This is a genomic window from Aeromicrobium terrae (assembly GCF_008039565.1).
Taxonomy (GTDB): Bacteria; Actinomycetota; Actinomycetes; order Propionibacteriales; family Nocardioidaceae; genus Aeromicrobium; species Aeromicrobium terrae.
The window spans coordinates 474,429-501,012 of the sequence record NZ_VDUX01000002.1; the positions used below are offsets into that span (position 1 = coordinate 474,429).

Annotated in this window: 30 protein-coding genes; 12 read left to right on the forward strand and 18 right to left on the reverse strand. The window is 71.5% G+C overall.

Annotated features, from left to right (window positions below):
• The first annotated feature begins 7 nt into the window (after window positions 1-7).
• Entirely contained in the window at window positions 8-1,027 is a 1,020-nt protein-coding gene (gene galE, locus FHP06_RS05955; protein WP_147684728.1) for a UDP-glucose 4-epimerase GalE, read from the forward strand.
• On the opposite strand, the gene rlmB is transcribed toward galE, so the two are convergent.
• Entirely contained in the window at window positions 1,024-1,968 is a 945-nt protein-coding gene (gene rlmB, locus FHP06_RS05960; protein ID WP_147685070.1) for a 23S rRNA (guanosine(2251)-2'-O)-methyltransferase RlmB, read from the reverse strand. The genes galE and rlmB overlap by 4 nt on opposite strands.
• Window positions 1,968-3,371 carry a cysteine--tRNA ligase gene (gene cysS, locus FHP06_RS05965; RefSeq protein ID WP_147684730.1) on the reverse strand — a complete coding sequence of 468 codons (1,404 nt, stop codon included), beginning with the start codon at window positions 3,369-3,371 and terminating at the stop codon, window positions 1,968-1,970. Before cysS ends, rlmB begins: the two co-directional genes overlap by 1 nt.
• A gap of 95 nt (window positions 3,372-3,466) precedes the next feature.
• Between cysS and FHP06_RS05970 the strand changes: the two genes are divergently transcribed.
• Entirely contained in the window at window positions 3,467-4,702 is a 1,236-nt protein-coding gene (locus tag FHP06_RS05970; RefSeq protein WP_147684732.1) for a C39 family peptidase, read from the forward strand.
• A 3-nt stretch (window positions 4,703-4,705) separates the two neighbouring features.
• Here the strand turns inward: FHP06_RS05970 and FHP06_RS05975 are convergent, their stop codons facing one another.
• Complete coding sequence (locus FHP06_RS05975) at window positions 4,706-6,202, reverse strand: molybdopterin-dependent oxidoreductase (RefSeq protein WP_230973420.1); 1,497 nt, start codon at window positions 6,200-6,202, stop codon at window positions 4,706-4,708.
• A gap of 57 nt (window positions 6,203-6,259) precedes the next feature.
• Between FHP06_RS05975 and ispF the strand changes: the two genes are divergently transcribed.
• On the forward strand, window positions 6,260-6,733 hold the full coding sequence (gene ispF, locus FHP06_RS05980; RefSeq protein ID WP_222706377.1) for a 2-C-methyl-D-erythritol 2,4-cyclodiphosphate synthase: 474 nt from the start codon (window positions 6,260-6,262) through the stop codon (window positions 6,731-6,733).
• Here ispF and FHP06_RS05985 read toward each other — a convergent pair whose 3' ends face one another.
• Window positions 6,734-7,219 (reverse strand): CarD family transcriptional regulator, encoded by a 486-nt coding sequence (locus FHP06_RS05985; RefSeq protein ID WP_147684736.1) that lies wholly within the window; start codon window positions 7,217-7,219, stop codon window positions 6,734-6,736.
• Window positions 7,220-7,352: 133 nt separating this feature from the next.
• Between FHP06_RS05985 and FHP06_RS05990 the strand changes: the two genes are divergently transcribed.
• Window positions 7,353-7,883, forward strand: a complete 531-nt coding sequence (locus FHP06_RS05990; protein ID WP_147684738.1) for a hypothetical protein — start codon at window positions 7,353-7,355, stop codon at window positions 7,881-7,883.
• A gap of 1 nt (window position 7,884) precedes the next feature.
• Here the strand turns inward: FHP06_RS05990 and phoU are convergent, their stop codons facing one another.
• Window positions 7,885-8,526, reverse strand: coding sequence for a phosphate signaling complex protein PhoU (phoU, locus tag FHP06_RS05995; protein ID WP_147684740.1), 642 nt, complete (start codon window positions 8,524-8,526; stop codon window positions 7,885-7,887).
• A gap of 134 nt (window positions 8,527-8,660) precedes the next feature.
• On the opposite strand from phoU, the gene FHP06_RS06000 reads away from it, so the two are divergent.
• Together FHP06_RS06000 and FHP06_RS06005 are read left to right on the forward strand one after the other, a co-directional pair.
• Window positions 8,661-9,797: a sensor histidine kinase gene (locus FHP06_RS06000; protein ID WP_222706378.1), complete on the forward strand. Its 1,137-nt coding sequence runs from the start codon at window positions 8,661-8,663 to the stop codon at window positions 9,795-9,797.
• The gene (locus FHP06_RS06005) at window positions 9,794-10,474 is read left to right on the forward strand and encodes a response regulator transcription factor (RefSeq protein ID WP_147684743.1); all 681 of its coding nucleotides are present in this window, start codon (window positions 9,794-9,796) and stop codon (window positions 10,472-10,474) included. The genes FHP06_RS06000 and FHP06_RS06005 overlap by 4 nt, the downstream gene beginning before the upstream one ends.
• A 61-nt stretch (window positions 10,475-10,535) precedes the next feature.
• On the opposite strand, the gene FHP06_RS06010 is transcribed toward FHP06_RS06005, so the two are convergent.
• Genes FHP06_RS06010 through mshA form a run of 5 tightly spaced genes read right to left on the reverse strand, consistent with a single transcriptional unit; the run spans window position 10,536 to window position 14,378 of the window.
• Window positions 10,536-11,303, reverse strand: a complete 768-nt coding sequence (locus tag FHP06_RS06010; RefSeq protein WP_187271804.1) for an alpha/beta hydrolase — start codon at window positions 11,301-11,303, stop codon at window positions 10,536-10,538.
• 1 nt (window position 11,304) lies between these two features.
• Window positions 11,305-12,051: a phosphoglyceromutase gene (locus FHP06_RS06015; protein WP_147684747.1), complete on the reverse strand. Its 747-nt coding sequence runs from the start codon at window positions 12,049-12,051 to the stop codon at window positions 11,305-11,307.
• Window positions 12,052-12,061: 10 nt separating this feature from the next.
• Window positions 12,062-12,649, reverse strand: a complete 588-nt coding sequence (locus FHP06_RS06020) for a DsbA family oxidoreductase (protein WP_147684749.1) — start codon at window positions 12,647-12,649, stop codon at window positions 12,062-12,064.
• Complete coding sequence (locus FHP06_RS06025; protein ID WP_147684751.1) at window positions 12,646-13,125, reverse strand: type III secretion system chaperone family protein; 480 nt, start codon at window positions 13,123-13,125, stop codon at window positions 12,646-12,648. The genes FHP06_RS06020 and FHP06_RS06025 overlap by 4 nt, the downstream gene beginning before the upstream one ends.
• The gene (mshA, locus tag FHP06_RS06030) at window positions 13,122-14,378 is read right to left on the reverse strand and encodes a D-inositol-3-phosphate glycosyltransferase (RefSeq protein ID WP_330999607.1); all 1,257 of its coding nucleotides are present in this window, start codon (window positions 14,376-14,378) and stop codon (window positions 13,122-13,124) included. The genes FHP06_RS06025 and mshA overlap by 4 nt, the downstream gene beginning before the upstream one ends.
• Window positions 14,379-14,428: 50 nt before the next feature.
• On the opposite strand from mshA, the gene FHP06_RS06035 reads away from it, so the two are divergent.
• Window positions 14,429-15,151: a lysophospholipid acyltransferase family protein gene (locus tag FHP06_RS06035; RefSeq protein ID WP_187271805.1), complete on the forward strand. Its 723-nt coding sequence runs from the start codon at window positions 14,429-14,431 to the stop codon at window positions 15,149-15,151.
• Complete coding sequence (locus FHP06_RS06040; protein WP_147684756.1) at window positions 15,148-15,894, forward strand: SDR family NAD(P)-dependent oxidoreductase; 747 nt, start codon at window positions 15,148-15,150, stop codon at window positions 15,892-15,894. The genes FHP06_RS06035 and FHP06_RS06040 overlap by 4 nt, the downstream gene beginning before the upstream one ends.
• Window positions 15,895-15,957: 63 nt before the next feature.
• Here FHP06_RS06040 and FHP06_RS06045 read toward each other — a convergent pair whose 3' ends face one another.
• Both FHP06_RS06045 and FHP06_RS06050 read right to left on the reverse strand, forming a co-directional pair.
• Window positions 15,958-17,562 (reverse strand): DHA2 family efflux MFS transporter permease subunit, encoded by a 1,605-nt coding sequence (locus FHP06_RS06045; protein WP_147684758.1) that lies wholly within the window; start codon window positions 17,560-17,562, stop codon window positions 15,958-15,960.
• Window positions 17,549-18,028 carry a MarR family winged helix-turn-helix transcriptional regulator gene (locus tag FHP06_RS06050; RefSeq protein WP_222706379.1) on the reverse strand — a complete coding sequence of 160 codons (480 nt, stop codon included), beginning with the start codon at window positions 18,026-18,028 and terminating at the stop codon, window positions 17,549-17,551. Before FHP06_RS06050 ends, FHP06_RS06045 begins: the two co-directional genes overlap by 14 nt.
• A gap of 172 nt (window positions 18,029-18,200) precedes the next feature.
• Here FHP06_RS06050 and typA point away from each other — a divergent pair, with 172 nt between their 5' ends.
• A complete protein-coding gene (typA, locus tag FHP06_RS06055) occupies window positions 18,201-20,081 on the forward strand; it encodes a translational GTPase TypA (RefSeq protein WP_147684760.1) in 1,881 nt (626 codons plus the stop codon).
• A gap of 1 nt (window position 20,082) precedes the next feature.
• On the opposite strand, the gene FHP06_RS06060 is transcribed toward typA, so the two are convergent.
• Window positions 20,083-20,865 carry an alpha/beta fold hydrolase gene (locus FHP06_RS06060; protein WP_147684762.1) on the reverse strand — a complete coding sequence of 261 codons (783 nt, stop codon included), beginning with the start codon at window positions 20,863-20,865 and terminating at the stop codon, window positions 20,083-20,085.
• A 140-nt stretch (window positions 20,866-21,005) separates the two neighbouring features.
• Between FHP06_RS06060 and FHP06_RS06065 the strand changes: the two genes are divergently transcribed.
• Entirely contained in the window at window positions 21,006-21,290 is a 285-nt protein-coding gene (locus tag FHP06_RS06065; RefSeq protein ID WP_147684764.1) for a hypothetical protein, read from the forward strand.
• Here FHP06_RS06065 and FHP06_RS06070 read toward each other — a convergent pair whose 3' ends face one another.
• Genes FHP06_RS06070 through FHP06_RS06085 form a run of 4 tightly spaced genes read right to left on the reverse strand, consistent with a single transcriptional unit; the run spans window position 21,291 to window position 25,330 of the window.
• Window positions 21,291-22,193: a catalase gene (locus FHP06_RS06070; protein ID WP_147684766.1), complete on the reverse strand. Its 903-nt coding sequence runs from the start codon at window positions 22,191-22,193 to the stop codon at window positions 21,291-21,293.
• A gap of 16 nt (window positions 22,194-22,209) precedes the next feature.
• Window positions 22,210-22,833, reverse strand: a complete 624-nt coding sequence (locus FHP06_RS06075; RefSeq protein ID WP_147684768.1) for an alpha-ketoglutarate-dependent dioxygenase AlkB — start codon at window positions 22,831-22,833, stop codon at window positions 22,210-22,212.
• Window positions 22,834-22,865: 32 nt separating this feature from the next.
• Window positions 22,866-24,440, reverse strand: a complete 1,575-nt coding sequence (locus tag FHP06_RS06080; protein WP_147684770.1) for an ABC transporter permease — start codon at window positions 24,438-24,440, stop codon at window positions 22,866-22,868.
• Window positions 24,437-25,330, reverse strand: coding sequence for an ABC transporter ATP-binding protein (locus tag FHP06_RS06085; protein WP_147684772.1), 894 nt, complete (start codon window positions 25,328-25,330; stop codon window positions 24,437-24,439). Before FHP06_RS06085 ends, FHP06_RS06080 begins: the two co-directional genes overlap by 4 nt.
• Window positions 25,331-25,404: 74 nt before the next feature.
• Between FHP06_RS06085 and FHP06_RS06090 the strand changes: the two genes are divergently transcribed.
• Together FHP06_RS06090 and FHP06_RS06095 are read left to right on the forward strand one after the other, a co-directional pair.
• Window positions 25,405-25,866, forward strand: a complete 462-nt coding sequence (locus FHP06_RS06090; protein WP_147684774.1) for a GbsR/MarR family transcriptional regulator — start codon at window positions 25,405-25,407, stop codon at window positions 25,864-25,866.
• A complete protein-coding gene (locus FHP06_RS06095; RefSeq protein ID WP_147684776.1) occupies window positions 25,859-26,158 on the forward strand; it encodes a hypothetical protein in 300 nt (99 codons plus the stop codon). Before FHP06_RS06090 ends, FHP06_RS06095 begins: the two co-directional genes overlap by 8 nt.
• 162 nt (window positions 26,159-26,320) lie before the next feature.
• Here the strand turns inward: FHP06_RS06095 and FHP06_RS06100 are convergent, their stop codons facing one another.
• The gene (locus FHP06_RS06100) at window positions 26,321-26,581 is read right to left on the reverse strand and encodes a DUF2516 family protein (RefSeq protein ID WP_147684778.1); all 261 of its coding nucleotides are present in this window, start codon (window positions 26,579-26,581) and stop codon (window positions 26,321-26,323) included.
• Window positions 26,582-26,584 lie beyond the last annotated feature (3 nt).

Below are 26,584 nucleotides of genomic sequence, written 5' to 3' on the forward strand. Positions count from 1 at the left end.
GGGTGCCATGCGCGTACTCGTGACCGGCGGGGCCGGCTACATCGGCTCGCACACCGTCATCCCCCTGCAGGCGGCCGGGCACGACGTCGTCGTCGCGGACAGCTTCGTCAACAGCAAGCCGCTCGTCGTCGACCGGATCGAGCGGATCACCGGCACGCGTCCGGAGCTCCACGAGCTCGACGTCCGCGACGAGCAGGCTCTGGACGCCCTGTTCGACGCCCAGCCGATCGACGCCGTCATCCACTTCGCCGCGCTGAAGGCCGTCGGCGAGAGCACCCAGAAGCCGCTGGAGTACTACGAGAACAACGTCAACGGCACGTTCGCGCTGCTCGCGTCGATGCGCCGGCACGACGTGACCACGCTGGTCTTCTCCTCCTCCGCCACGGTCTACGGGCGGAACGCGCCGGTGCCGTACCAGGAGGACTACGAGTTCCTGTCGGCCGCGAGCCCCTACGGGCAGACCAAGGTCATGACCGAGCGGGTGCTCAGCGACGTCGCCGCGGCCGACCCGCGCTGGCGCATCGCGATGCTCCGCTACTTCAACCCGGTCGGCGCCCACCCGTCCGGGACGATCGGCGAGGACCCGCAGGGCGTCCCGCACAACCTGATGCCGTTCCTCGCCCAGGTCGCCGTCGGCCGGCGCGAGAAGCTGTCGATCTACGGCGGCGACTACCCCACCGACGACGGCACCTGCGAGCGCGACTACCTGCACGTCGACGACCTCGCCGAGGGGCACGTCGCCGCGCTCGACGCCCTGGCCTCCCGCGAGCCCGGAGCCCGCGCCTGGAACCTCGGCACCGGCAGGGCGACGTCGGTGCTGGAGATGCTGCACGCGTTCGAGCGCGCCGTCGGCCACGACCTCCCGCACGAGATCGTCGACCGTCGTGCTGGCGACCTGCCCGCGTTCTGGGCCGACCCGAGCCGCGCCGAGGCCGAGCTCGGCTGGAAGGCCACCCGCACCGTCGACGACATGTGCGCCGACACCTGGCGCTGGCAGTCGCAGAACCCCGAGGGCTACGGCGCCTAGCGGGCCTGGCTCACGGCGTACAGGGCGATGCCGGCCGCGACGCCGGCGTTCAAGGACTCCAGGTCGGACGACATCGGGATGCTGACGAGCTGGTCGCAGGTCTCGGTCACCAGCCGCGAGATGCCCTTGCCCTCGCTGCCGATGACGACCACGAGCGGGCCGTCGACGAGCTCGCAGTCCGGCAGCGCGACGTCGCCGTCGGCGGCCAGGCCGATCACCATCAGCCCGGCCTCCTGGTACGCCTTCAGCTGACGGGTGAGGTTCGTGGCCCGGGCGACCTTGACCCGGGCGGCAGCCCCGGCCGACGTCTTCCACGCGGCCGCGGTCATCTGCGCCGACCGGCGCTCGGCGATGACGACGCCGTGGGCGCCGAAGCCCGACGCCGACCGCACCACCGCGCCGAGGTTCCGGGGGTCGGTGACGCCGTCGAGCATCACGACCAGAGGCGGCTCACCGCGCTCGGCGGCGACGGCGAGCAGGTCGTCCGGGTGCGCGTAGTCGTAGGCGTGCAGCTTGGCCGCGATGCCCTGGTGCACGGCACCGCCGGTCAGCTTGTCGAGCTCGGGCCGGCCGACCTCCATCAGCGAGACGTGCTGCTCGGCGGCCAGGCGGAAGATCTCCCGGATGCGGTCGTCGCGCTCGATGCCGTCGGCCACGTGCAGCGCGGCCACCGGGACGTTCGCGCGCAGCAGCTCGATCACCGAGTTGCGGCCGGCCACCCACTCCGGGCCACCGTCGGTGGACTTCCGGCGCGGGCGCGCGGCGTCGCGACGCTCGGCGGCCTGCGCCTTCTTGTAGGCCTTGTGGTTGGGGCGCTCCTCGGCGCGCGGCGTGGCGCCCTTGCCCTCCAGGCCCTTGCGGCGGCGGCCGCCAGACCCGGCGGTGGGGTTGCCCTTGCCGGTCTTCTTGATCGCGCCCTTGCGCTTGCTGTTGCCGGCCATCAGCCCTTCACCTGCCATCGGGCGCCCTGCGCCGTGTCCTCGACCTCGACGCCGGCGGCCGCGAGCTGGTCGCGCACCCGGTCGGCAGTCGCGAAGTCCTTGTCGGCACGAGCCTGCGCCCGCTGTTCGATGAGCGCCTCGACGAGCGACGCGAGCGCGGCGTCGCCACCGCTCCCGGACGACCCGGTCCAGGGCGCCGCGAGCGGGTCGAGCCCGAGCACGTCGAGCATCGCCCGCACGGAGGCGAGGTTGCCGCGCAGGGCCTCGCCGTCGGCGTCCGCGAGCAGCTTGTTGCCCTCGCCGATGACGGCCTGCAACTCCGCGAGCGCGGCCGGCGTCGACAGGTCGTCGTCCATGGCGGCTGCGAAGCCCGGAGTCACGTCGCCAGGTTCCACCCCTCCGGTCACCTCGGTGGCCCGGGTCACGTAGCCCTCGATCCGGTCGAACGCGGTGGCGGCCTCGGCGAGCGCCTCCTCGCTGAACTCGACGATCGAGCGGTAGTGCGACGCGGCGAGGTAGTAGCGCAGCGCGATCGGGCGCACCCGCTTCACGACCTCGCTGACCATCAGCGTGTTGCCGACGGACTTGGCCATCTTCGAGCCGCCGAGGTTGAGCATCGCGTTGTGCATCCAGATGCGCGCGAACTGCTGGCCGGCCGCGCGGGACTGGGCCAGCTCGTTCTCGTGGTGCGGGAAGCGGAGGTCGAGTCCGCCGCCGTGGATGTCGAACTCGTGGCCGAGGTACTTGGCCGCCATCGCCGAGCACTCCAGGTGCCAGCCGGGCCGGCCGCGCCCCCACGGCGTGGGCCAGGACGCCGACTCCGGCTCACCGGCCTTGTGGCCCTTCCAGAGGGCGAAGTCACGCGGGTCGCGCTTGCCCTCGGGCGGGGCGTCCTCGGCCGGCTGCATGTCGTCGATCCGCTGGTTGGACAGCTCGCCGTAGGCGGGCCAGGACCGGACGTCGAAGTAGACGTCGCCCGAGCCGTCGTCGGCCGGGTACGCGTGCCCGCGCTCGATCAGCTCGCCGATCATCTCGATCATCTCCGGCACGTGGCCGGTGGCGCGGGGCTCGTAGGTGGGCGGCAGGCAGCCGAGGACCTCGTACGCCGCGTGCAGCGCGCGCTCGTTCTCGTAGGCGACCGCGTACCAGGGGCGGCCCTGCTCCTCGCCCTTGGCGAGCACCTTGTCGTCGATGTCGGTGACGTTGGCGATGATCGTGACGTCGTAGCCGGACCGCAGCAGCCAGCGGCGCAGCACGTCGAAGACCACCTCCTTGCGGATGTGGCCGATGTGCGGCGGCCCCTGCACGGTCAGGCCGCAGTGGTAGATGCCGACGTGCCCGCGGACCACCGGGTCGAGGTCGCGCAGCTCACGCGTCGCGGAGTCGTGGAGGCGGATCGGCACGCGCCAACCCTATCGGCTGAAACTGCAGGTCCCGACCGCGGCGGCGGCCGGTCACATCAGCCCCGTCTGACTCATCCGTCACTTACCATGACCCGATGAGGTCCCGCCTGTTCCTGCTCTCCGCCGCCGCGGCGTGCGTCGCGTCGCTCCTGGCGTCGCCTGCCGACGCCGCCGGCAGCACGGCCCGCGTCATGCGCTGGAGCAGCACGGCCGAGCTCTCGACCGGATACGCGTCCCGACTGGTCGTCGCCGACGGGTCGATGCGCGTCGGGGCGAACCCGAAGACCACCACCTACGTCGACCCGTACGGCTCGAAGACCCGCCGCACGTTCGAGTACGGCTACTGGGACTCGCCGTGGGTCGACCCCGGCTTCGACCTGACCCGCCTCGTGCCGTCGTGGAACGTCGACGCCCCGAGCGGCACGTGGATCCGCGTGCAGATCCGGGCCAAGAAGGGCTCCACCACGGGCAGCTGGGACACCGTCGCCAACTGGGGCTACGGCACCGCGGGGGTGCACCGGACCTCCTCGTCGTCGCAGACCGACGACCTCACGTCCGTGGACGTCGACACCGTGAAGGCGCGGTCCGGCACGCTCGACGCGTGGCAGATGCGCGTCCTCCTGCTCCGGCCCGTCGGCTCCACCTCGACGCCGGTCGTGCACTCGCTCAGCGGCATCGCGTCGGCGTACGCGACCCGCACGCGCAGCACCAGTCCGACCACGATGACCGCGACGCGCGTGCTGGGCGTCCCGCGGTACTCCCAGATGACCCACCGCGGCGAGTACCCGCAGTGGGGCGGGGGCGGCGAGGCCTGGTGCTCCCCCACGTCGACGTCGATGGTGCTGCGGTACTTCGGCAGCGGGCCGAAGAGCGCCGACTACGCCTGGTCGCCCTACTCGGCCTCGTGGGTCGACCACGCGGCCCGCTACACGTTCGACCACCGCTACGACGGCACCGGCAACTGGCCGTTCAACACCGCGTACGCCGGGCGCTACGGGCTCGACGCCTTCGTCACCCGCTTCTACGACCTGCGCGACGCCGAGGCGTTCATCAAGGCCGGCATCCCGGTGGTCGCGTCGATCGCGTTCAGGAAGGGCGAGCTCGACGGGGCGCCGATCTCGTCGACGCCCGGGCACCTGCTGGTGATCGTCGGGTTCACGTCGAGCGGGCGGGTCGTGGTGAACGACCCCGCCGGGAAGAGCACGACGGCGGTGCGCCGCGAGTACTCCCGCGGCCAGTTCGAGCGGGCGTGGCTCGGCGGCAGCGGCGGCATCGTCTACGTGATGCGTCCGACGTCCAAGGCCCTGCCGCCGGACACGTCCCGCTGGTGACCGTCAGCTGACGGAGACCGCGACGCGGTCGTGGCCGGTGGCGCCGTCCGGCAGCACGTCTGAGCGCTCGGCGGTCTGGGTGTAGCCGGACTTGTCCGTGGCCCGCACCTCGATGACGTGGTCGCCGGGCAGGGCGTCCCACTCGAGCTTCCACTGCACCCAGGTGTCGTCGTTCGGCACGGCCGCCAGGTCGGCCTGCTCCCACTCCCCGTCGTCGACGCGGACCTCGACCTTCGCGATGCCGGTGTGCTGCGCCCAGGCCACGCCCGCGATCGGGACGGTGCCGGCGGCGACGTCGCGCAGCGGCAGGTCGATGCGCGACTGCGTCTTGACCGGCCCCTTCGCGCCCCAGCCGCGCTGGGTCCAGTACGCCTCGAAGTCGGCGAACCGGGTGACCTCCCACTCGCGGACCCACTTGGTGGCCGAGACGTAGCCGTACAGGCCCGGCACGACCTGGCGCACCGGGAAGCCGTGCTCGACCGGCAGCGCCTCGCCGTTCATCGCGACGGCGAGCAGAGCGTCCCGGCCGTCGGTGAGCGCCGAGAGCGGGGTGCCGCAGGTCCAGCCGTCGTCCGACGTCGACAGCAGGGCGTCAGCGCCGGGCTTCACGCCCACCTCGTCGAGGAGCGTCTTCATCGGGACGCCGCTGAACAGCGTCGTCGAGATCAGGTCTCCGCCCACCTGGTTGGAGACGCAGCACAGCGTGATCCAGGCGTCCTTCAGGCCGCGGTCGAGCAGGTCCTGGTAGGTGATGGTCAGCTCGCGCTCGACCATGCCGTGGATGCGCAGCGACCAGTCCTCCGGCTCGATCAGCGGCGGCGTGAGGGCGGTGTCGATGCGGTAGAAGTCGCGATTCGGCGTCAGCCACGGCGGCTGACCTTGGAGGCGGAGGTCGGTGCCGGCCGGTGCGGCGACACGTCGCGTCGGCAGCTTGAGCGCCGCCCGCACCTTCTCCAGCGCGCGACGCCGGCGGTGCCGTGCGGCAAGGACCTCCCCGCCGGTGCCGGCCAGGGCGGTGCCGACCGCGACGGCACCCGCCATCCGCAGCACCGTGCGACGCGAGACCCCTGCCGAGGCCTCGGCCTCCGGCTCCTCGCGGACCAGCAGGTGGAGCACGGCGACCAGCGTCGCGCCGCCGAGGAGCGACGCCACGACGCCGCCGGTGGAGCCGTACGGCCGCGACAGGACCGCCGCGACCACGAGCCCGGTCGCGACCACCGCTCCCGCGAGCGCGAGCGGGCGTCGCTGGAGCCACCAGCGCCCGAGCACTGCCCCGAGCAGCACCATGCCGGCGAGCACCGAGATCACGGCCAGCGGCTTGTCGTTCTTGCCCACGACCGAGATGACGGACTCCGCCGTCGAGCCCGGCGTCAGCTTGATGACCGTCTGCGCCAGGGCGAGCACCGGGCTCTCCCGCAGGTTCAGCAGCGCGGCCGCGAGCTGGCTCGCGGCGATCGCCGCCGCGGCAGCCAGGGCCCCGAACAGGGCGCGTGTCCTCACCGCTCCATTCTGGTCTCCGCACCCTGAGTCCACCGAGCAGTGCGGCATGATGAACCTGTGACATCTCGCGTGGGCATCGGCACGGACGTGCATCGGCTCGAACCTGGCCGGACCCTCTGGCTCGCCGGTCTCGAGTGGCCCGACGAGGACGTCGGTCTGGCCGGTCACTCCGACGGCGACTGCGTCGCGCACGCGATGGTCGACGCGCTGCTGAGCGCCGCCGGCCTCGGCGACATCGGCTCACGCTTCGGCACCGCCGACCCCGCGTGGGCGTCGGCGTCCGGCGTCGCGTTCCTGACCGAGACCGCCCGGCTCGTCCGCGAGGCCGGCTACGAGATCGGCAACGTCGCCGTGCAGGCGATCGGCAACCGCCCGCGCCTATCGTCCCGGCGCGACGAGGCCCAGCAGGTGCTGAGCGACGCCGTCGGGGCGCCCGTCAGCGTCTCGGCCACCACGACGGACGGCCTGGGCCTCACCGGGCGCGGCGAGGGGATCGCCGCCATCGCGACGGCGTCGATCAGCGCGAGCTGATCAGGAGGCGAGGACCTCGTCGAGGCGGATCTCGGCCTTGTCCTCGTTGGTCTTCTCGGCGAGCGCGAGCTCGGAGACGAGGATCTGGCGAGCCTTGGCGAGCATGCGCTTCTCACCGGCGGACAGACCACGCTCGTGATCGCGACGCCACAGGTCGCGCACGACCTCGGCGACCTTCAGGACGTCGCCGGAGTGCAGCTTCTCGAGGTTGGCCTTGTAGCGGCGCGACCAGTTGGTCGGCTCCTCGACGTGCTCGGCCCGCAGGACGGTGAACACCCGCTCCAGACCCTCTTCGTCGACGACGTCACGAACCCCTACGAGATCGACGTTGCACGCAGGCACACGGACGACCAGATCGTTCTGGGCGATGATGCGCAGGACGAGGTAGTCGCGGTCCTCACCTTTGATCTGCCTGGTCTCGATGTCCTCGATGACTGCTGCGCCGTGATTGGGGTAGACAACGGTTTCGCCGACCGTAAAAGTCATGTGGTGAGCACCTTTCCTAGGTGACCAGGATAACACGCGTCGCCGACTCGGATTTCGGCAGATCGGCCGCACCGATGGTGTAGGAGCGGGTCTCCGGGGCCTGTCACGAGAGGGCTCCGATAACATCGCGGCCGTGACTTCTCGCCTTGCTCGCCGCCTCGCAGCCCCCGCCGTCCTCGTCGTCGCGACCGTCGCCCTGTCGGGCTGCGGCGCCGGTAACGAGGTGCAGACCAACCAGCAGTACCAGGCCGCCGTCGGGGCCAATCTGCGCACCGGTCAGGTGCAGCTGTTCAACGCCCTGGCGGTCGACAACGGCGACGGCACGGCCACGGTCTCGACGGTCATCGTCAACAAGACCGACCAGGACCAGAAGCTCGGATCGGCCAAGGCCACCACGCTGAAGGGCACCACCGTCCCGGTGGAGTCGGCGACCGCCACCGTCCCGGCGAACGGCACCTTCAACACCGGCACCGAGGCCACCGTCGTGCTGCGGAGCAAGGACGTGAAGGCCGGCGGCTACGTCGAGCTGACCCTGTCCTTCGACGGCGCCGGCGACGTCCGGATCGAGGCTCCGGTCGTGGCCCGCACCGACATGTACGCGAACGTCGCCCAGAAGCCGCCGGCCACCGAGGACTCGGAAGACTCCGAGGACGCCGACTCCTGAGTCAGGCGAGCTCGCCGGTCACCAGGTAGACGACGCGGCGGGCCATCGACACGGCGTGGTCGCCGATGCGCTCGTAGTAGCGCCCGAGCAGGGCCAGGTCGATCGCCGGCTCGACGCCGTGCTCCCAGCGGTCGCTGAGGATCGTGCGGAACAGGTCCTTGCGGAGCCGGTCCATCTCGTCGTCCTCGTCCTCCAGGCGGGCCGCCGCCACGACGTCGCGGTTCGCGACGATGCGGGCGGCCGCGTCGATCATCGAGTCGGCGACCATGGCCATCGAGCGGATCGTCGGGTGCAGCGGCGACGGGACGGCGGGGTCGGGCACGCGCATGCGCGCGATCTTCGCCACGTGCGCCGAGAGGTCGCCCATGCGCTCCAGGTCGCCGACCATGCGCAGCGTGGCCACGAGCTGGCGCAGGTCGCCGGCCACCGGCTGCTGGGTGGCGAGGAGCAGGAGGGCCCGCTCCTCGATGCCGTCGGTGACCTCGTCGATCGCGGCGTCGCCGGCGATGACCGCCTCGGCCAGCCGGGCGTCGGCGTCGAGGAGGGCGGTGGTCGACTCCGCGACCGCCCCGCGCACGGTGCCGGCGAGGGCGACGAGGTCGTCGACGATCGTGTCGAGCTGGTCGTAGTACGAGTCACGCATGGGACCGACCGTAGGGACGCCCGGTGAACGCACGACGACCTCCGGTGAACGCCGCGTGAACGGTGGCGGAAAGGCGCACGTCAACCGCTCCTGGGATGCGTGGTCGGCGGGTTCCGCGCCCTACGATCGATGCTGTGGACACCAGCGCGGGGCTCCTGATCGCGGGCGTGATCGGCGCCGCCGTCGGCGCGCTGGTCACGTTCCTGTGGCGCTTCAGCGAGACGCGCCAGGGTGCCACCGTCGAGCCCGCGCCGGCTGTCCCGGCCGGCGCCGAGGCCGTGCTCTCCGTGCTGTCGTCGTCGGCCGTGATCGTCGACCCGTCCGACACCGTGCTGCAGGCGTCCGCCCCGGCCGTGGCGATGGGCATCGTGAGGGACGACCGGCTGGTGCCCGACGAGCTGATGGACCTCGTGCGCCAGGTGCGCCGCGACGGCCAGGTCCGCGAGGCGGAGGTGAGCCTGCAGCCGCGGCGCGGCAGCGTCGCCCACGTGCACGCGCGGGTCGCACCGCTGACGTCGCGGCTCGTGGTGGTGCTCGCCGAGGACCGCACGCAGGCACACCGCGTCGAGGCGATCCGGCGCGACTTCGTCGCGAACGTGAGCCACGAGCTGAAGACCCCGATCGGCGCGCTCAACCTGCTCGCCGAGGCGGTGGCCGAGGCCAAGGACGACCCGGAGGCCGTCGTGCGGTTCTCCGGGCGGATGCAGACCGAGAGCGAGCGGCTGACCCGGCTCGTGCAGCAGATCATCGACCTCTCGCGCCTGCAGAACGACACCGCCAGCGAGGAGGCCGGCGTGGTGAAGGTCGACGAGCTCGTCGCCGAGGCGTGCGAGCACTCGGCCACCGAGGCGGAGCGCAAGCACATCGAGGTGGCGACGTCGGTGCAGCCGGAGCTGCTCGTGCACGGCGACCGCGCCCAGCTGCACGCGGCGGTGAGCAACCTGGTCGAGAACGCGGTGACGTACAGCCCGGAGTCGTCGCGGGTCGCGGTGACCGCGTCGCTCGAGGGCGACGACGTGCACATCACCGTGGCCGACCACGGCATCGGCATCCCGGGCGAGGACCTCGACCGGATCTTCGAGCGCTTCTACCGCGTGGACCCGGCACGGGCCCGGAGCACCGGCGGCACCGGGCTCGGGCTCTCGATCGTGAAGCACGTGGCCGCGAGCAGCGGCGGCAGCGTCGAGGTGTGGAGCGAGCCCGGCGAGGGCTCGACGTTCACGCTGGTGCTGCCGTCGTGGACCCATGACCTGGACGAGGAGACGTCGTGACGAAGGTGCTGGTCGTCGAGGACGAGACGAGCTACAGCGAGGCGCTGTCGTACGTGCTGCGCAAGGAGGGCTTCGACGTCGCGATCGCCGAGACCGGCCCCGACGCGCTCACCGAGTTCGAGCGGGGCGGCGCCGACATCGTGCTGCTCGACCTGATGCTGCCCGGGCTGCCCGGCACGGAGGTCTGCCGGCAGATTCGGCAGACGTCGTCGGTCCCGATCATCATGGTCAGCGCGAAGGACTCCGAGGTCGACAAGGTGGTCGGGCTGGAGCTCGGCGCCGACGACTACGTCACCAAGCCGTACTCGCCGCGCGAGCTCGTGGCCCGCATCCGAGCCGTGCTCCGGCGCGGCGTCCCGGTCGACGCCGACGACGACGCGGCGCTCGAGGCGGGCCGCATCCGCATGGACGTCGACCGCCACCTGGTCAGCGTCGACGGCGAGACCGTCCGCCTGCCGCTGAAGGAGTTCGAGCTGCTCGAGCTCTTCCTCCGCAACCCCGGCCGCGTGCTCACCCGCGGCCAGCTCATCGACCGGGTGTGGGGTGCCGACTACGTCGGGGACACCAAGACGCTCGACGTCCACGTCAAGCGCCTGCGCGCCAAGATCGAGCCCGACCCCGCGAACCCGGTGGTCCTCACCACCGTCCGCGGCCTCGGCTACAAGCTTGACGCGTGACCCGGGTCTTCGCGGTTTGTGACGCCCAGGGCGTCATCCGGGTCGTATGACGCCTTGGGCGTCACATTTCGCGGTCGACGGACGCGAGGGCGAGGACCCAGTCGGCGAGGAGGTCGGCGACGCGCTCCCAGCCGGCGTCGAGCATGACGTCGTGGGCGGTGTCGACCATGACCGGCTCAGTGCCCCAGGCGCGGGCGGTGGCGGCGACCTCCTTCGGCGTGAAGATCTCGTCGCGCTCGGCGCCCACGATGAGCACGGGCTCGTCGATGGGACGAGGACGCGGACGGTCGAGCAGCAGCATGTCGAGGAACGCGAGGTACGACTCCGAGTGCACGCGGCTTGCGGTGGACTCGGCGAGGGCGTCGGGGGCGTCAGCGGACAGGAACAGCTCGCGAGCCCGGTCCGGCGTCGTGGCGAGGCGGCCGAGGTCCAGCGTGGCGTTGGCCGCGAGGAAGCGCAGCGGGTGCTGCCGGGCGATCTTCAGCGTGATCCGCCAGACACCGGCCGGAGGCATCGACGCGAGGAGCGCCGCGCCGCCCAGGGCCGGACGGTCCCGACGCGCCAGGACCTGCTGCACGACACCGCCGCCCATCGAGTGGCCGACGAGGACGGTCGGCCCGTCCGTCTCACGCAGCGCGGTCACGACGTCGTCGGCGTAGTGGCGCATCCGGTGGCGGTTCAGCCGGCGGCCGTCGTTCTGCTCACCGTGCCCGCGCAGGTCGATGGCCTTCGCGGGGATGCCGCGGTCCTCGAGGCGCTGGGCGAACCCGTCGTTCCAGCACCACGCGCCGTGCCAGGCCCCGTGCACCAGCAGCACACCGGGCGCCACGTCAACGCCCCTGGTTCGCCACCGCGGCGATCGCGTCCGCGGCCGCCTCGGGATCGAGGTAGCGGCCGCCCTTCTCGACGGGACGGAGGTCGTCGTCGAGCTCGTAGACCAGCGGGATGCCGGTCGGGATGTTCAGGCCGACGATCTCCTCCTCGCCGATGCCGTCGAGGTGCTTGACCAGGGCGCGCAGCGAGTTGCCGTGGGCCGTGACGAGCACCGTCCTGCCGGACAGCAGGTCCGGGACGATCGCGTCGTACCAGTACGGCAACATCCGGTCGAGGACGTCGGCGAGGCACTCGGTGCGCGGCATCAGCTCGTCGGGCAGCCCGGCGTAGCGCGGGTCGCCGGCCTGGCTGAACTCGCTGTCGTCCGGCAGCGGCGGCGGCGGGACGCTGTACGACCGACGCCACTCCATGAACTGCTCCTCGCCGAACTCCTCCAGCGTGGCCTTCTTGTCCTTGCCCTGGAGCGCGCCGTAGTGGCGCTCGTTGAGGCGCCACGACCGCTGCACCGGGATCCAGTGCCGGTCGATGCCGTCGAGCACGATCTGCGCGGTGCGGATGGCGCGGCGCAGCAGCGACGTGTGCAGCACGTCCGGCGCTATCCCGGCGTCGCGCAGCAGGTCGGCGCCGCGCTCGGCCTCGGTGACGCCCTGCTCGTTCAGGTCGACGTCGACCCAGCCGGTGAACAGGTTCTTGGCGTTCCACTCGCTGTGCCCGTGGCGCAGCAGGACGAGGGTGCTGGTCATGCGCAGGAGCCTAGCCAGCCTGCTCGGTGCGGATCTGCTGGAGGGCCTGGACGTAGTCGTTCTGCGACTGGACGCCGGCGAGCGTCCACTGCGTGTCGATCACGACGTAGGGCAGCAGCGTCACGCCGAGCGACGCCGCGGTCTCGTCCTGCTGACGCACGGCGTCGGCGTACTCGTCGCTGGCCAGCAGGGCGTCGGCGGTCTCCAGGTCGAGCCCGACGAGCGCGGCGCGCGAGGACAGCACCAGCGGGTCGGCGACGTCGGCCCCCTCCAGGAAGTGCGCCCGCCACAGCTGGTGCGCGAGGTCGCGCTGCACGCCAGGCCCGGCCTCGTCGGCCCAGGTGAGCACGCGCCAGGCGTCGAACGAGTCGGCCGGCACCCGCTCGGCGAAGTTGAGGTCGATGCCGGTGATGCGCGCGGCGGCGGACGCGAGGTCCTGCTCGCCCTCGGTCAGCTCAGCGGACGCGAGCCGGGCCCGCAGCACCATCTCGACCGGCTCGCCCGTGACGATCGTGAACGTCGCCGCAGCGCGCTCGAACCGGGTGACGCCGATGTACGCCCACGGATCCGTGACGTCGGCGAAGACCTGCGCTCTCACGGCTTCAGGTGCTTGAACGCCTCGAGGTTGCGCGTGGACTCACCACGCGACTCCCGCCACGCCCACTCCTTGCGGATGGACGTCGCGAAGCCCAGCTCGAGGATCGAGTTGAAGGAGTCGTCGGCGTAGCTGAGCACCGCACCGAGGAGGCGGTCGACCTCCTCCGGGGTGACCGCGTGCAGCGGCAGCCGGCCGTCGAGGTAGATGTCGCCGACCGCGTCGACGGCGAAGGCGACGCCGAACATCTTGAGGTTCCGCTCCAGCATCCAGCGGTAGACGGCCTCGTGGTTCTCGTCGGGCCGGCGAGCGACGAACGCGTGCACGCCCAGGGCGTGCTGGCCGACCTCGAGCCGGCAGGTGGTCTTGAGCTTGCGCTCCCCCGGCAGCTCGATCTCGAAGACACCCGGGCGGTGCTCGACGTACTCCAGCTCGGAGTCCTCCAGGACCGCCAGGATGGTGTCGCGGGCGTCGCTCACTGATGCGCCTCGAACGATCGGAAGGCCTGCTCGTAGACGGCGATCGTCCGGTCGGCGGTGACGTCCCAGCTGAACAGCTCCGCGTGCTTGACGGCCTTGACGCTCATCGCCTCGCGCAGCTCAGGGTCGACGAGCAGCGGGCGCAGCGCATGGGCGTAGTCGGCCGGGTCGTGGCCGTCGACGAGCACGCCGCTGACGCCGTCGGACACCGCGGTGGCCAGCCCGCCGACGCGCGCGGCGACGACCGGGGTGCCGCAGGCCTGCGCCTCGATGGCGACCAGGCCGAAGGACTCGTTGTACGAGGGCACGCACACGGCGGACGCCGCGGCGTACCAGTCGGACAGCTGCGACTGGGTGACGGTGGGGACGAACGTGACGACGTCGTCGAGCCCGAGCTCGGAGCTGAGGTCGCTGAGGGCCGTGGGGTGCTCCAGGCCGGTGCCGGACGCGCCGCCGACGATGCCCACACGGAGCCGGCCGCGCAGGTCCGGGTCGGTGTGCAGCAGGTGGGCGGCCGCGCGCAGCACGACGTCCGGGGCCTTGAGCGGCTGGATGCGACCCGCGAACAGCACGAGCGCCGCGTCGTCGGGCACGCCGAGGCTGGCGCGGGCCTCGGCCTGACGGCCGCTGCGGAAGACGGTCTGGTCGACGCCGGGATGGACGACCGCGACGCGCGACGGGTCGGCGCCGTACAGCTCGACCAGCTCGCGCCGTTCCTCGTCGGTGTTGGCGATGAGGCGGTCGGCGAGACGCACGATCTCCTCCTCGCCGGCGATCCGGCCGACGGGCTCGGCCACGTCGCCCTCGGCCAGCAGGGCGTTCTTCACCTTGGCCATCGTGTGCATGGTGTGCACCAGCGGGACGTTCCAGCGCTCGCGGGTGACGGTGCCGATCTGGCCGGACAACCAGTAGTGGCTGTGCACCAGGTCGAAGTGGCCGGGCGCGCTCTCCACCTCGACGCGGAGCACGTCGCGCACGAAGCCGCACAGCTGCGACGGCAGGTCGTTCTTCTGCAGTCCCTCGAACGGGCCGGCGGCGACGTGGTGCACGACGATGCCGGGCTCGACCTCGTGCTGGGGCGGCTGGTGCCGCGACGTCGCGCGGGTGAAGATCTCGACCTCGATGCCGCGGGCGGCGAGCTGCCGGGACAGCTCCAGGACGTAGACGTTCATGCCTCCCGCGTCGCCGGTGCCGGGCTGCTCCAGCGGCGACGTGTGCGCCGACAGCATGGCGACGCGGTTGAGAGGCCTCACGCCTCCATGGTCCCAGCCTTCGACAAGACCGCATGGGTAGGGTCAGCGGCATGGCCCGCAGCCACGAGGAGTCGCACGAGATCGCCCGGCGTGGCGCCAGCAAGCCGCTGTACTACCTGACGATGTTCCTGCTGGTCCCGATCTTCCGGCTGGTGTTCGCGATGCGGGTCAGCGGCACCGAGAACGTCCCGCGCAAGGGCGCGGCGGTGATCGTGCCCAACCACAAGAGCTTCTGGGACGCGTTCTTCGTCGCCGTGTGCCTGCGCCGCCGCGTGCACTTCATGGGGAAGGCCGAGCTCTTCCAGGGCCGCAAGGGCCGCCTGCTGCTCGCGCTCGGCGGGTTCCCGGTCAAGCGCGGCGAGTCCGACGCCGAGGCCATCGAGACCGCCCGGGCCGTCCTGCGGCGCGGCGACATCCTCGCCCTGTTCCCGGAGGGCACGCGGGTTCCCGACCCGAACGCGCTCGGCACGCCTCGGCGCGGTGCGGCCCGCTTGGCCATCGAGACCGGCGCCCCACTCATCCCGACCGTCATCACCGGCACCGAGAAGCGCCGCCTCCCGCTGCCGCGTCGCGTGCAGGTCGCGTTCGGCGAGCCCGTGCCGGTCGACGAGCTCACGGCGACGCCGGAGGACGCCTCGCGCGTCATCAACGAGCAGGTGTGGCCGGCGATCGACCAGGAGTACCAGCGCCTGCACGCCCGGCCGGGCCTCATCGCCGCCGGCATCGCCGCAGCCGGCATCGGGTACGCCATCCGCCGAAGGAGGAAGAAGTGACGCAGTCACGCACGGCCGTCGTGACCGGAGCCAGCAGTGGCATCGGGGCCGCCACCGCCCGAGCCCTCGCCGGCGCCGGGTTCCACGTGTTCTGCGCGGCCCGGCGCACGGACCGGATCGCAGCGCTCGCCGAGGAGATCAACGGCACCGCCGTCCCGTGTGACGTCACCGACGAGGCCCAGGTGGACGCCCTCGCCGAGACCGTCGGCGACCGGCTCGACGTGCTCGTGAACAACGCAGGCGGCGCGTACGGGATGGAGAAGGTCACCGAGGCCGACGCCGACGTCTGGCGCTCGATGTACGAGGTGAACGTCATCGGCACGCTCCTCGTCACGAAGGCCCTCACCCCGGCGCTCGTCGCGAGCGGCGGCGGCACCCTGGTGAACATCGCGTCCACGGCGGGCCACGCGGCGTACGAGGGCGGCGGCGGGTACGTGGCGGCGAAGCACGCGGTGGTCGCCGTCACCCAGACGCTCCGCCTCGAGCTCAACGGCCTGCCCGTCCGAGTCTCGGAGATCTCACCGGGCATGGTGCACACCGAGGAGTTCTCGCTCAACCGGTTCGGCGGCGACCAGGAGAAGGCGGACGCCGTCTACGCCGGCGTCGACCAACCGCTCGTGGCCGACGACATCGCCGACGCCGTCCTCTGGGTCGTCACCCGCCCGGCCCACGTCAACATCGACCAGATGATCGTCCGACCGATCGCCCAGGCCGCGAACCACAAAGTCCACCGAACGCGCTGAGAGTGACATTTTCGCCCGGAATTTTGTGAAAACTGGGCGAAAACGTCACTCTCAGCGGGTGAGTCAGTGCACGACGACCGGAGGAACGTCCTCGTCGTCGAGCAGGTGAGCAGCCTCCTGCTTGCGCGGCATCATCGCGACCGGGATCAGCGTCACGACGAGCACGGCGATGGCGACCCAGTAGGACGCCTGGAAGGCGTTCGCCAGGTTGTCGAAGCCCTCGTTGAGCAGGCTCGCCGGGACCTTGAGCTTCTCGACCAGCTCGGCGCCCTGCCCGCTGTGCGAGCTGGAGGCCAGCTGTGCGGCCGTGACGCCGCCGTCGAGACCCGGCACCTTGTCCGAGCCGGGCACGATCGCGCCGTCCTTGATGTGGTTCGTCAGGACGACGGAGATGACCGCGATGCCCGTGGCGCTGGCCACCTGCTGGAACACGTTGAGCAACGTGGACCCGCGGGCGACGTCGGCCTCCTTCAGCGTCTTCAGCGCTGACGTGAAGGTCGGCATCATCGTGGCGCCCATGCCGAGCCCCATGACGAACAGCCAGCCCATGATGTGCCAGTATGGCGTGCTCGGGTCGGTGCTCATGACGAGTCCGCCCATGCCGATCAGGATGCCGAGGAAGCCGAACGGGACGATCCGTCCGACCGGCATCCGGTCGACGAGCGTGCCGGCGATCGGCATCGTCAGCATCGCGCCGATGCCCTGCGGGGCCACCAGCAGGCCGGCCATCTTCACCGACTCGCCGCGCACCTGCTGGAAGTACGTGGGCACCAGCAGCAGCGCGCCGAAGAACGCACCGGCGAACAGGAACATCACGACGATCGACACCGCCAGGTTCCGGTTGGTCAGCAGCCGCAGGTCGAGCAGCGGGTGCTGGGGCCGGAACGAGTGGAACACGAAGCTCGCGATGAGCAGGACGCCGATGGCGGCCGGGATCAGGACCTTGGCGGCCGTGACCGTGCCCTCACCCGGGATGGACGAGATGCCGTAGAGCAGCAGCGCCAGGCCGGGCGACATGAGGAGCATGCCGCGGACGTCGAGACGCTCGCTCGGCTCCGGTGAGTCCGAGGGCAGCACGCGCAGCGCGTAGACGAACGCGAAGATGCCGATCGGCAGGTTGATCAGGAACACCCAGTGCCACGACGCGGCGTCGATCAGGACACCACCGAGGATCGGGCCCATGATCGGGCCGAGCAGCATCGGGATGCCGAGGATCGCCATGAGGCGGCCCATGCGGTGCGGGCCGGCGGCACGGGTCATGATCGTCATGCCCAGCGGCATCAGCATGCCGCCGCCGAGTCCCTGCAGGACGCGGAAGCCGATCAGGGCCTCGATGTTCCAGGCCGTGGCGCACAGCACGGATCCGGCGGTGAACAGCGCCACCGCGATCATGTACAGGCGCTTGGTGCCGAAGCGGTCGGCCGCCCATCCCGTCAACGGGATGACGGCGGCGAGCGCCAGCATGTAGGCCGTGGCCGTCCAGGCCACGGTGGAGTACGCGATCGGCTCGCCGTTGCTGGACAGCTCGGTCTGGAACGTCGGCAGAGCGACGTTGACGACCGTGACGTCGAGGATCGACATGATGGCACCCAGGACGACGACGCCGGCGACCTTGAGGATCTCCGGTGTGATGCGGTCGTCGTCGGGGGTGGTGTCAACTGTGGTCATGTGGTGCCTTCGTGCTCGTTCGCAGGGATTCGCCTGCGAGGATCGGGCGGAGCGCCTTGGTGAGGTTCTCCGCTTCTTCGGGGCTGAGCCGGTCGGCGAAGACGCGTAACGCCTTGCGCTTCTGCTCGAACTGCTGGTCGACGATCTCGAAGCCCCGCTTGCTCAGGGCGACGAGCTTGACCCGACGGTCGTCGGCGCTCTCGGTGCGCTCGACCACGCCGAGCCGCACGAGCTGATCGACGTTGCGGCCGGCGGCCGCGACCGACAGGCCCAGGCGGGACGCGATCTCGTTGATGGGCATCGGCTGCCCCATGTGCGAGAGCACGAACAGCGTGCGGGCCTGCGAGAACGACACGTCGAGGTCGACCAAGGCGTCCATGGCGTCGGTCTGGCAGAACGCGAAGATCCGTTGGATGAACTCTTCGAGGTCCGCGTAGAGCGACTGGGGGGTGGTTGCTGTGGTCACCGGAAAATGCTAACGCAAATGCAACCTTCGCACAAACGCAGTTGTTGTGCATATGCAAGAATGAGACGGAAGTCACACCCGGCCGCCGGATTGGGTCCCCGGGACGACGCCCTCGTAGAATGGCAAGGCTCCGACGTCTCGGAGCATTCCCTCTTCCTAGGACAGTTTTCGCATGCCCAGCCCCACCTCCACGCGTTCCGACCTGCGCAACGTCGCGATCGTCGCCCACGTCGACCACGGCAAGACCACGCTCGTCGACGCGATGCTCCAGCAGCAGGGCCGTTTCGACGAGCACCACCAGCTGGCCGAGCGCGCGATGGACAGCGGCGACCTCGAGCGCGAGAAGGGCATCACGATCCTGGCGAAGAACACGGCCGTGCGGTACGAGGGCCCGGGCTCGCCCGACGGCGGCGTCACCATCAACATCATCGACACCCCCGGCCACGCCGACTTCGGCGGCGAGGTCGAGCGCGGCCTGTCGATGGTCGACGCCGTGGTCCTGCTCGTCGACGCGTCCGAGGGCCCGCTCCCCCAGACCCGGTTCGTGCTGCGCAAGGCGCTCGCCGCCCACATGCCGGTGATCCTGGTGGTCAACAAGGTCGACCGGCCGGACGCCCGCATCAGCGAGGTCGTCGACGAGACGTACGAGCTGTTCCTCGACCTGCTGGACGAGTCGGCCGGCGAGGACGCCCTCGACTTCCCGGTGGTCTACGCGTCGGCGAAGGCGGGCCGCGCGTCGCTGGAGCAGCCGGCCGACGGCGGGCTGCCGGAGAACGGCGACCTCGTGCCGCTGTTCCGCACGATCCTCGACACGGTTCCCGCCCCGGAGTTCACCGAGGACGCCCCGCTGCAGGCGCACGTCACCAACCTCGACTCCTCGCCGTTCCTCGGCCGCCTCGCGCTGGTGCGCGTCAAGGAGGGCGAGCTGCGCAAGGGCCAGCAGGTCGCGTGGTGCAAGCGCGACGGCTCGATCGAGCGCGTGAAGATCACCGAGCTCCTCGTCACCGAGGCCCTGGAGCGCAAGCCCGGCGAGCAGGCCGGCCCGGGCGACATCGTCGCCATCGCCGGCATCCCGGACATCAACATCGGCGAGACGCTGGCCGACCCGGAGGACCCGCACCCGCTGCCGCTCATCACCGTCGACGAGCCGGCCATCTCGATGACCATCGGCATCAACACGTCGCCGCTGGCCGGCCGCGAGAAGGGCACGAAGGTCACCGCCCGCCTCGTCAAGGACCGCCTCGACGCCGAGCTGGTGGGCAACGTGTCCATCCGCGTGCTGCCCACCGACCGCCCGGACGCCTGGGAGGTCCAGGGTCGTGGCGAGCTGGCCCTGGCGATCCTCGTCGAGCAGATGCGCCGCGAGGGCTACGAGCTCACCGTCGGCAAGCCCCAGGTCGTCACGCGCGAGATCGACGGCAGGCTCCACGAGCCGGTCGAGCGCCTCACGATCGACGCCCCCGAGGAGTACCTCGGCACCATCACCCAGCTGCTGGCCGTCCGGAAGGGCCGCATGGAGCAGATGGTCAACCACGGCACCGGCTGGGTGCGCATGGAGTTCCTGGTGCCCGCGCGCGGCCTGATCGGCTTCCGCACCGAGTTCCTCACCGACACCCGTGGCACCGGCATCGCGCACCACGTGTTCGAGGGCTACGAGCCGTGGGCCGGCGAGATCTCCACGCGCCCGTCCGGCTCGCTCGTCGCCGACCGCGCCGGCGCCGTCACGTCCTACGCGATGACCAACCTGCAGGAGCGCGGCATCCTGTTCGTCGAGCCCGGCACCGAGGTCTACGAGGGCATGATCATCGGCGAGAACTCCCGCGACGACGACATGGACGTCAACATCACGAAGGAGAAGAAGCAGACCAACATCCGGTCCGCCACCTCCGACAACTTCGAGAAGGTCATCCCGCCGAAGAAGCTCTCGCTCGAGCAGTGCCTGGAGTTCTGCCGCGAGGACGAGTGCGTCGAGATCACCCCCACCAACGCGCGCATCCGCAAGGTCGTGCTCAACGCGTCCGACCGCGCGAAGGTGGCCCGGGCGCGCAAGTAGCTCAGGACACCGCCGCCAGGGCGTCGGCGACGACCGCGGCGACCTGCTGCGGGACCTCGTCGGGCAGCAGGAAGACCGAGCCGGGGACGGTCACGACGGTCACCTGGGGCGCGGCCTCGAGCGTGGCCCGCTCGGCGTCGGTCAGGTCGCCGTCACCCTTCTCGGCGTGCATCACCCATGCCGGGTTCCCGGCGGCGACGAGCTCGGCGGCGTAGTCGCGGTCCGCGGCGATGTAGTCGAGGTAGGCGGCACACGCCCGCACCGTGTCGGCGGTCCGGTTCCGCTTGAGGTCCTCGGTCAGCTCCTTCTTGTGCTGCGGGTCCGTCTTCGCGCTCCTGGCCATGAGCGGGAGGAGCGCGAGCATCGCCGCCATCGGCCAGCGGCCGACCTTCTGCGAGGCGCGGACCACGTACCGGAAGAACGCCGCCTCGTCCTCCGTCGTGAGGCTGATGCCCAGCAGCACGACCGGCCCGTCGAACGCACCGGACAGCGCCATCTCCAGCGCCACCGTCGCGCCGTGGGAGAAGCCCACGACCACGTCGCAGCCGTGCGCCTTCGCCAGCTCGCTCGCGCCGCGAGCCATGCCCTGGATCGACGGGTCGTCACCCAGCGGCGCTCCGGCCATGCCTGGCATCGTCGTGGCGACGAGGCGGACGCCGGCCAGCGCCGGGTCGGCCATCACCAGGTCGTAGGACCGCGCGGCGTTGGCGCCGCCCGGCAGGAGCAGGACCGTGCGGTCCGCATCCGGTGGCCCCGACGTCAGCACGTCCCACGCCTCGGTCATGAGGCTCACGGTAGGGCGCGCCGGATCGCTCGGGGAGACCTCGGGCGGTGACCGACCGGTGACGTCGTCCAGCCCGTTGCGGTTGCGGAGGCGCCCCGGCCGCGTTTCGGTGGAGGTGTCCCACAACCCGAGGAGTTCGGATGAGCCACCGAGACCACGAGCCGATCCAGGTCGACGTCGACAGCCGCGTCGACCAGGGCTTCTCCACCGACGACATGGACGTCACGGAGGAGGAGGCCGAGCAGCTCCGGAAGGAGCGCGAGGAGCGCCTCGACCCGGAGAACCGGCCCACGAACGCGATCGTGGACAACACCAACCGCGACTTCGACGCGACCACCGGGGAGTTCGGCGTGCCGGCGGACCAGGTCGAGAACGGCCCGGTCATCGGCGCCGACCGTCCGAAGGGCGTCGAGGTCGACGACTGATCAGCCCTGCGTCCGGCGGGCGTAGGACAACGAGTACACGTCGGGGCGGTAGCGCAGCACGAGGTCGTCGGTCGCCTCGATCCCGTCGGTGAGGCGCATCGGGTCGAAGATGATGCCGTCGTCGGCGTCGTCGTCGATCGCGGTGACCTCCAGGGTGCCCAGCTCGACGCGACGTTCGGGGTCGTGCGGCCACGCCGCCGACGGGTCGTCCGGGTCGTCGCCTTCTCCGGCGAGCTGGACCGCCAGCAGCATCCGCACCGGACCCTGCTCGAGGCGGTCGCGCAGGTCGTCGAACAGGTAGTCGCGGCCGAGCGCCTTGACGTGGGCCTTCGACGGCTCGGGCTCGTCGACGAGCGGGAGCCAGGCGTAGCGGACGAAGCGCGACCCGCCGTCGGCATCGAGGAACCGGAACGCGTGGAACGGGAAGTAGCGGCGGGCCGCGAACCCGACCCGGCTGTTCAGCGCCTTGTTGGTCTCGGGGAAGCGGCGGACGGCCGTCGGGTACTTCGCGACGAAGCTGGGCAGGCGCAGGGCGGCGCCCAGTCCGGGCTTGGAGATCGCGAGGGCGGCGAAGAACCCGTCGACGTCGCGCGACGGGAAGTACGGCAGGGTCTGGGCGAGCAGGTCGGTGCGCGAGCCGTCCGGCAGGACCCAGCTCACGGCCAGGCCGCGGACGTCGGGCGCGTAGTCGGGCACGGTCGGGTCGCCGCCGCCGTTGGAGAAGCGCACCTTGGCCTCGACGGTCTCGCCACTGAGGTGAGCGGCGCGGCAGATCGACGCCGCTTCCGGGGTCGCGGTGAACGTCGCGGTGCAGTGCACGCCCTTGGCGTGGAGGACACGGTGCCCGGCATGGGCACCGAAGCGGGCGTGGATCTTCTCCAGCGCCTCCTCGGGGGTGGTCATGCGCTGAGACTAGGGCTCAGCGCACGCCGGCGGGACGGAACTGCACGCTGATGCGCGGGCCCACCGGCTTGGCGGTCTTCAGCACCGCGTGCTCCCACGTGCGCTGGCAGGAGCCGCCCATGACGACGAGGTCGCCGTGCCCCAACGTGAAACCACGCTGGGGACCGCCTCCACTGGGGCGGAGCGACAGCCGGCGGTGCTCGCCGAGCGAGAGGATCGCGACCATGGTGTCCTCCAGCCGCCCCCGGCCGATGCGGTCGCCGTGCCACGCGACGCTGTCGCGGCCGTCGCGGTAGTAGCAGAGGCCGGCGGTGCGGAACGGCTCACCGAGCTCGGGACCGTAGTGTGCCGAGAGCGCCTCGCGCGCCTCGACGAGCACCGGGTCGGGCAGCTCGGTCTGCTCGTCGTAGAAGCACAGCAGGCGGGGCACGTCGACGACGTTGTCGTACATCTCGCGCCGCTCCGCCCGCCACGGCACCTCGGACTGCAGCCGGAGGAATAGCTCGTCCGCCCCGGTCATCCAGCCTGGCCGGACGTCGACCCACGCGCCGCGCGACAGCTCGTGCCGTTCGACCCTGGCGCCCAGGGCACCGAGCGACGGCGCGGTGTCGCCGTCGAGGAGCGAGCCCTGGAAGAACATGACCCGATCCTAGGTCTTTTCGAACGGATGTTCTAGGTCGTGATCACGTCGCGCCGCCGGAAGCCCAGCTGCCCGGCCACGCTCAGGGCCAGCGCGACGGCGGCGACGACGAGCACCGGCGTCCACGCCAGGGGCTCGGACGGGGTGAGTGCGAGCTCGTCGAACGGGGAGAGCCCGCGCAGCCAGCCGGGGAAGCGCAGGATCTCGGCGAAGAACATCACGACGGCGCAGAACGCCAGGGCGATCCAGGCCAGGAAGGTGCGGCCGGGCAGCAGCCCGTGCAGGGCCCGGGCCAGACCGCCGAGCAGCAGCGTCGGCGCGAGGTACGGGAGCGTCGCGAGGAGGTAGTCGTCGATGGCGCCCGCGTCGCCGGTCACCATCGCGAACCCGAGGCCCAGGCCGAGGCCGCCGGCGATGAGCACGGCCGCCGTGCCGAGCACCGTCACCGCGACGTGGCCGAGCAGCCAGGTCCGTCGCGGCAGCGCGGTGGCGAGCAGCGTCTCCAGCCGTCCACCGTCCTCCTCGCCGTGCGGGCGCAGCGCCGAGGAGATGGTGAAGCCGGACCCGATCACCGCGAGGGTGACGATGGTGAACGCGTAGAAGGCGTCGACGACGTCGGTGCCGCCCTGGAGCAGGTCCTGGGAGAACTCGGAGTCGCCGAGCAGGTCCTTCACGTCGCGGCCGATCGAGCCGTAGCTGAGGCCGAGCAGGAAGATGCCCGCGGTCCAGCCGACGACCGACCCGCGCTGCAGTCGCCAGGCGAACCCGAACGCGCTGTGCAGGTCGCGCCCGGCCCGGGCCGGACCGGGACGCGACGGCCACAGCCCCGAGCCGACGTCACGACGGCCGAACAGGTGCAGGGCTGCCGCGACGGTGACGGCGAAGGCGAGCACCGGGATGACCGCCGGCCACCACCGGTCCCCGGAGAACGGGTGCATCGCCTGTCCCCAGCCGATCGGCGACAGCCAGGACAGGCCGTTCTCCGTGACGTCGCCGACGGCGCGCAGCACGTACGCGACGGCGATGACGGCGCCGGTGATGCCGTACATCGCCCGGGTGCCGTCGGTGAGCTGCGCGGCGACCAGGGCGGCGCCGGTGAAGACGAGGCCGGTGAGCGTCAGGGCGACGCCGATCGACACGCAGCCCTCGGCGTCGAGTCCGTAGGCCAGCAGGCTGATCGTGGTCAGCGCGCCCATGGCCACGTTCGCCGTGGCGGCCACCACGAGGGCGGCGACGACCGGGGCGTGCCGGCCGACCGCCGCGGATCGCACCAGCTCGTCGCGGCCGGACTCCTCCTCGGCACGGGTGTGACGGCCGACGACGAACATGCTCATCAGCCCGGCCACGATCGCCCCGAACGCCATCGCCTGCCAGGCGACCTGGCCGCCGACCGTGTTGAGCGCACGCGCGGGACCGGCCATCGCGATGAACGCCGCGTTGTCCGCCATGCTCGCGGCCGCCTTGTCGAACTCGGCCTGGGTGGAGTAGAGCCCGTCGGCGCTCGGCGCCTGCGAGTAGTAGAGCAGAGCGCCGCCCGCCACCCACCACAGCAGCATCCAGCGATCGCGCCGCAGGAACGTCCGGACGAAGAGCCCGACGCCGGTCACGAGGCGTCCTGCAGGTCGTCGCCGTAGTGGCGCAGGAACAGCTCCTCGAGCGTCGGCGGCTGGCTGGTGAGGGTTCGGATCCCGCCGCGGCCGAGCGCCGCGATCGCCGGGCCGAGCTCATCGGTGTCGACCTCGAAGCGGACCCGGCTGCCCTCGACGACGAGGTCGTGCACGCCGCTGAGACCGTCGAGCGACGGGACGTCGTCGAGCTCGGCGGCCACCGACGTGCGGGTCAGGTGGCGCAGCTCGGCGAGCGAGCCCGACTCCACGGTCCGGCCGGCGCGGATGATGCTGACCCGGTCGCAGAGGCGCTCCACCTCGGCGAGGATGTGGCTGCTCAGCAGCACCGAGCGGCCCTCGTCGCGGAACTCGTCGATGCAGTCGGTGAACACCGCCTCCATCAGCGGGTCGAGCCCGGAGGTCGGCTCGTCCAGCACGAGCAGCTCGACGTCGGACGCGAGCGCCGCGACGAGCGCGACCTTCTGCCGGTTGCCCTTGGAGTAGGTGCGGCCCTTCTTGGTGGGGTCCAGCTCGAACCGCTCGATCAGGCGGGCGCGCCGCTTCTCGTCGAGCCCGCCGCGGAGCCGGCCGAGCAGGTCGATGACCTCGCCGCCGCTGAGCCCGGGCCACAGGTTCACGTCACCCGGCACGTAGGCCAGGCGACGGTGCAGGGCCGCGGCGTCGCGCCACGGGTCGCCGCCGAACAGACGGACCGTCCCGGCGTCCGCCCGCAGCAGTCCGAGCAGCACGCGGATGGTGGTGGACTTGCCGGCCCCGTTCGGCCCGAGGAAGCCGTGCACCTCGCCGGTGCGGACCGCCAGGTCGAGCCCGTCCAGGGCGACGGTGGAGCCGAACGTCTTGCGGAGCCCCTCGATCTCGATGACATCCATGACTCCGACCGTACGCCTGTTTCACAGATTCGTGAAATATCTGAACTCTGTGACATGTGCCCTACGATGGGGCCATGACGACCAAGGCGGAGCGGCACGCCGCGTGGGTCGAGGACGTCGGGATCCTGCTCGCCGACATGGGCATCCCGCGCATGGGGGCCAAGGCGTTCGCCGCCTTGCTGACCGCGCCGGAGGAGGGCCTGACGGCCCGTGAGCTCGGCGAGCGGATCAGTGCCAGCCCGGCCGCCATCAGCGGTGCGATGAAGCTGCTGACCCAGTTCCGGATGGTGCGCCGCACCCGCCGCCCAGGTGAGCGTGCCGACCGCTTCACGATCGGCGAGAACTTCTGGGAGCAGGCGATCGAGGCCGAGATGCAGGCGTACGGCCCGATGATCGACACCGTCCAGCGCGGCCTCGACGAGCTGGACCTCAGCCCGGCCGCCCGCGACCGGATGACCGAGACCCGCGACTTCCTCGCGTTCTTCACCGAGGAGATGCCGCGGCTCATCGAGCGATGGGAGAAGCGACGTGGCTGACGCCACCACCTCATGGGACGAGCTGCTCGACGCGCTGGACCACGCGGTCGCGGCGCCCGACCGGCCGGTCGACCCGGCGGAGATCGCACGACTGGTCCGCCAGGGGATGGACGAGGGATCGGTCGACCGCGAGCTCGACCCCGAGGCGTGCGGCCGCTGGATCGCCGCCCTCACCCGGACGCACGCGGCCGTCGTGGCCGAGCACCCGGACCTCGACTCCGACACCGAGCTGGCGCTGCTCCGGGTCGTCGTGACGCGCTGGCTGCACCCACGCCGGCTGGATCGGGACTAGGGCGTGCCTGGCAGACCCGCGCAGTCGATCCGGGCGTCATCCGCGCCCGGCTGACGAGGCCGAGGTCCGAAGCCATACCGGGTGTTGTCTCGCGAGGGCCGAGAACGACGTCAGCCGGGATGCGGGGGCGTCCGGGCGGCGCGGGGGTCTGCCAGGCACGCCCTAGCTGCTCCCGCGCAGCTGCGCGAGGTAGACCAGCGCGGCGACGGTGCCGACGAGGTTCAGCAGGCCGAGGGGGTTCCAGTCGATGGCGTGCACCGCGACGGTGAGGCCGAGGACCACCAGCCAGGTGGTGCGCGGCCACGTGCCGACGGCGACGAACTTCGCGTCGCCGCGGGCCACGCAGTCGACCAGCGCCACGAGCTTCACGACGAACAGGACGATCGTGAGCACGAGCGCCAGGGAGCTCTGCACCTCGAACACGCG

What these genes read in the sequence shown, in the direction of transcription:
- phoU (WP_147684740.1), bottom strand. Translation starts at nt 8,526, where the DNA reads ATGCGTGACTCGTACTACGACCAGCTCGACACGATCGTCGACGACCTC.
- rlmB (WP_147685070.1), bottom strand. Translation starts at nt 1,968, where the DNA reads ATGGCCGGCAACAGCAAGCGCAAGGGCGCGATCAAGAAGACCGGCAAG.
- FHP06_RS06085 (WP_147684772.1), bottom strand. Translation starts at nt 25,330, where the DNA reads ATGGATGTCATCGAGATCGAGGGGCTCCGCAAGACGTTCGGCTCCACC.
- FHP06_RS06075 (WP_147684768.1), bottom strand. Translation starts at nt 22,833, where the DNA reads ATGTTCTTCCAGGGCTCGCTCCTCGACGGCGACACCGCGCCGTCGCTC.
- FHP06_RS06015 (WP_147684747.1), bottom strand. Translation starts at nt 12,051, where the DNA reads ATGACCAGCACCCTCGTCCTGCTGCGCCACGGGCACAGCGAGTGGAAC.
- FHP06_RS05970 (WP_147684732.1), top strand. Translation starts at nt 3,467, where the DNA reads ATGAGGTCCCGCCTGTTCCTGCTCTCCGCCGCCGCGGCGTGCGTCGCG.
- FHP06_RS06060 (WP_147684762.1), bottom strand. Translation starts at nt 20,865, where the DNA reads ATGACCGAGGCGTGGGACGTGCTGACGTCGGGGCCACCGGATGCGGAC.
- galE (WP_147684728.1), top strand. Translation starts at nt 8, where the DNA reads ATGCGCGTACTCGTGACCGGCGGGGCCGGCTACATCGGCTCGCACACC.
- FHP06_RS06070 (WP_147684766.1), bottom strand. Translation starts at nt 22,193, where the DNA reads ATGACCACCCCCGAGGAGGCGCTGGAGAAGATCCACGCCCGCTTCGGT.
- FHP06_RS05985 (WP_147684736.1), bottom strand. Translation starts at nt 7,219, where the DNA reads ATGACTTTTACGGTCGGCGAAACCGTTGTCTACCCCAATCACGGCGCA.
- FHP06_RS06045 (WP_147684758.1), bottom strand. Translation starts at nt 17,562, where the DNA reads ATGACCACAGTTGACACCACCCCCGACGACGACCGCATCACACCGGAG.
- typA (WP_147684760.1), top strand. Translation starts at nt 18,201, where the DNA reads ATGCCCAGCCCCACCTCCACGCGTTCCGACCTGCGCAACGTCGCGATC.
- FHP06_RS06065 (WP_147684764.1), top strand. Translation starts at nt 21,006, where the DNA reads ATGAGCCACCGAGACCACGAGCCGATCCAGGTCGACGTCGACAGCCGC.
- FHP06_RS06035 (WP_187271805.1), top strand. Translation starts at nt 14,429, where the DNA reads ATGGCCCGCAGCCACGAGGAGTCGCACGAGATCGCCCGGCGTGGCGCC.
- FHP06_RS06090 (WP_147684774.1), top strand. Translation starts at nt 25,405, where the DNA reads ATGACGACCAAGGCGGAGCGGCACGCCGCGTGGGTCGAGGACGTCGGG.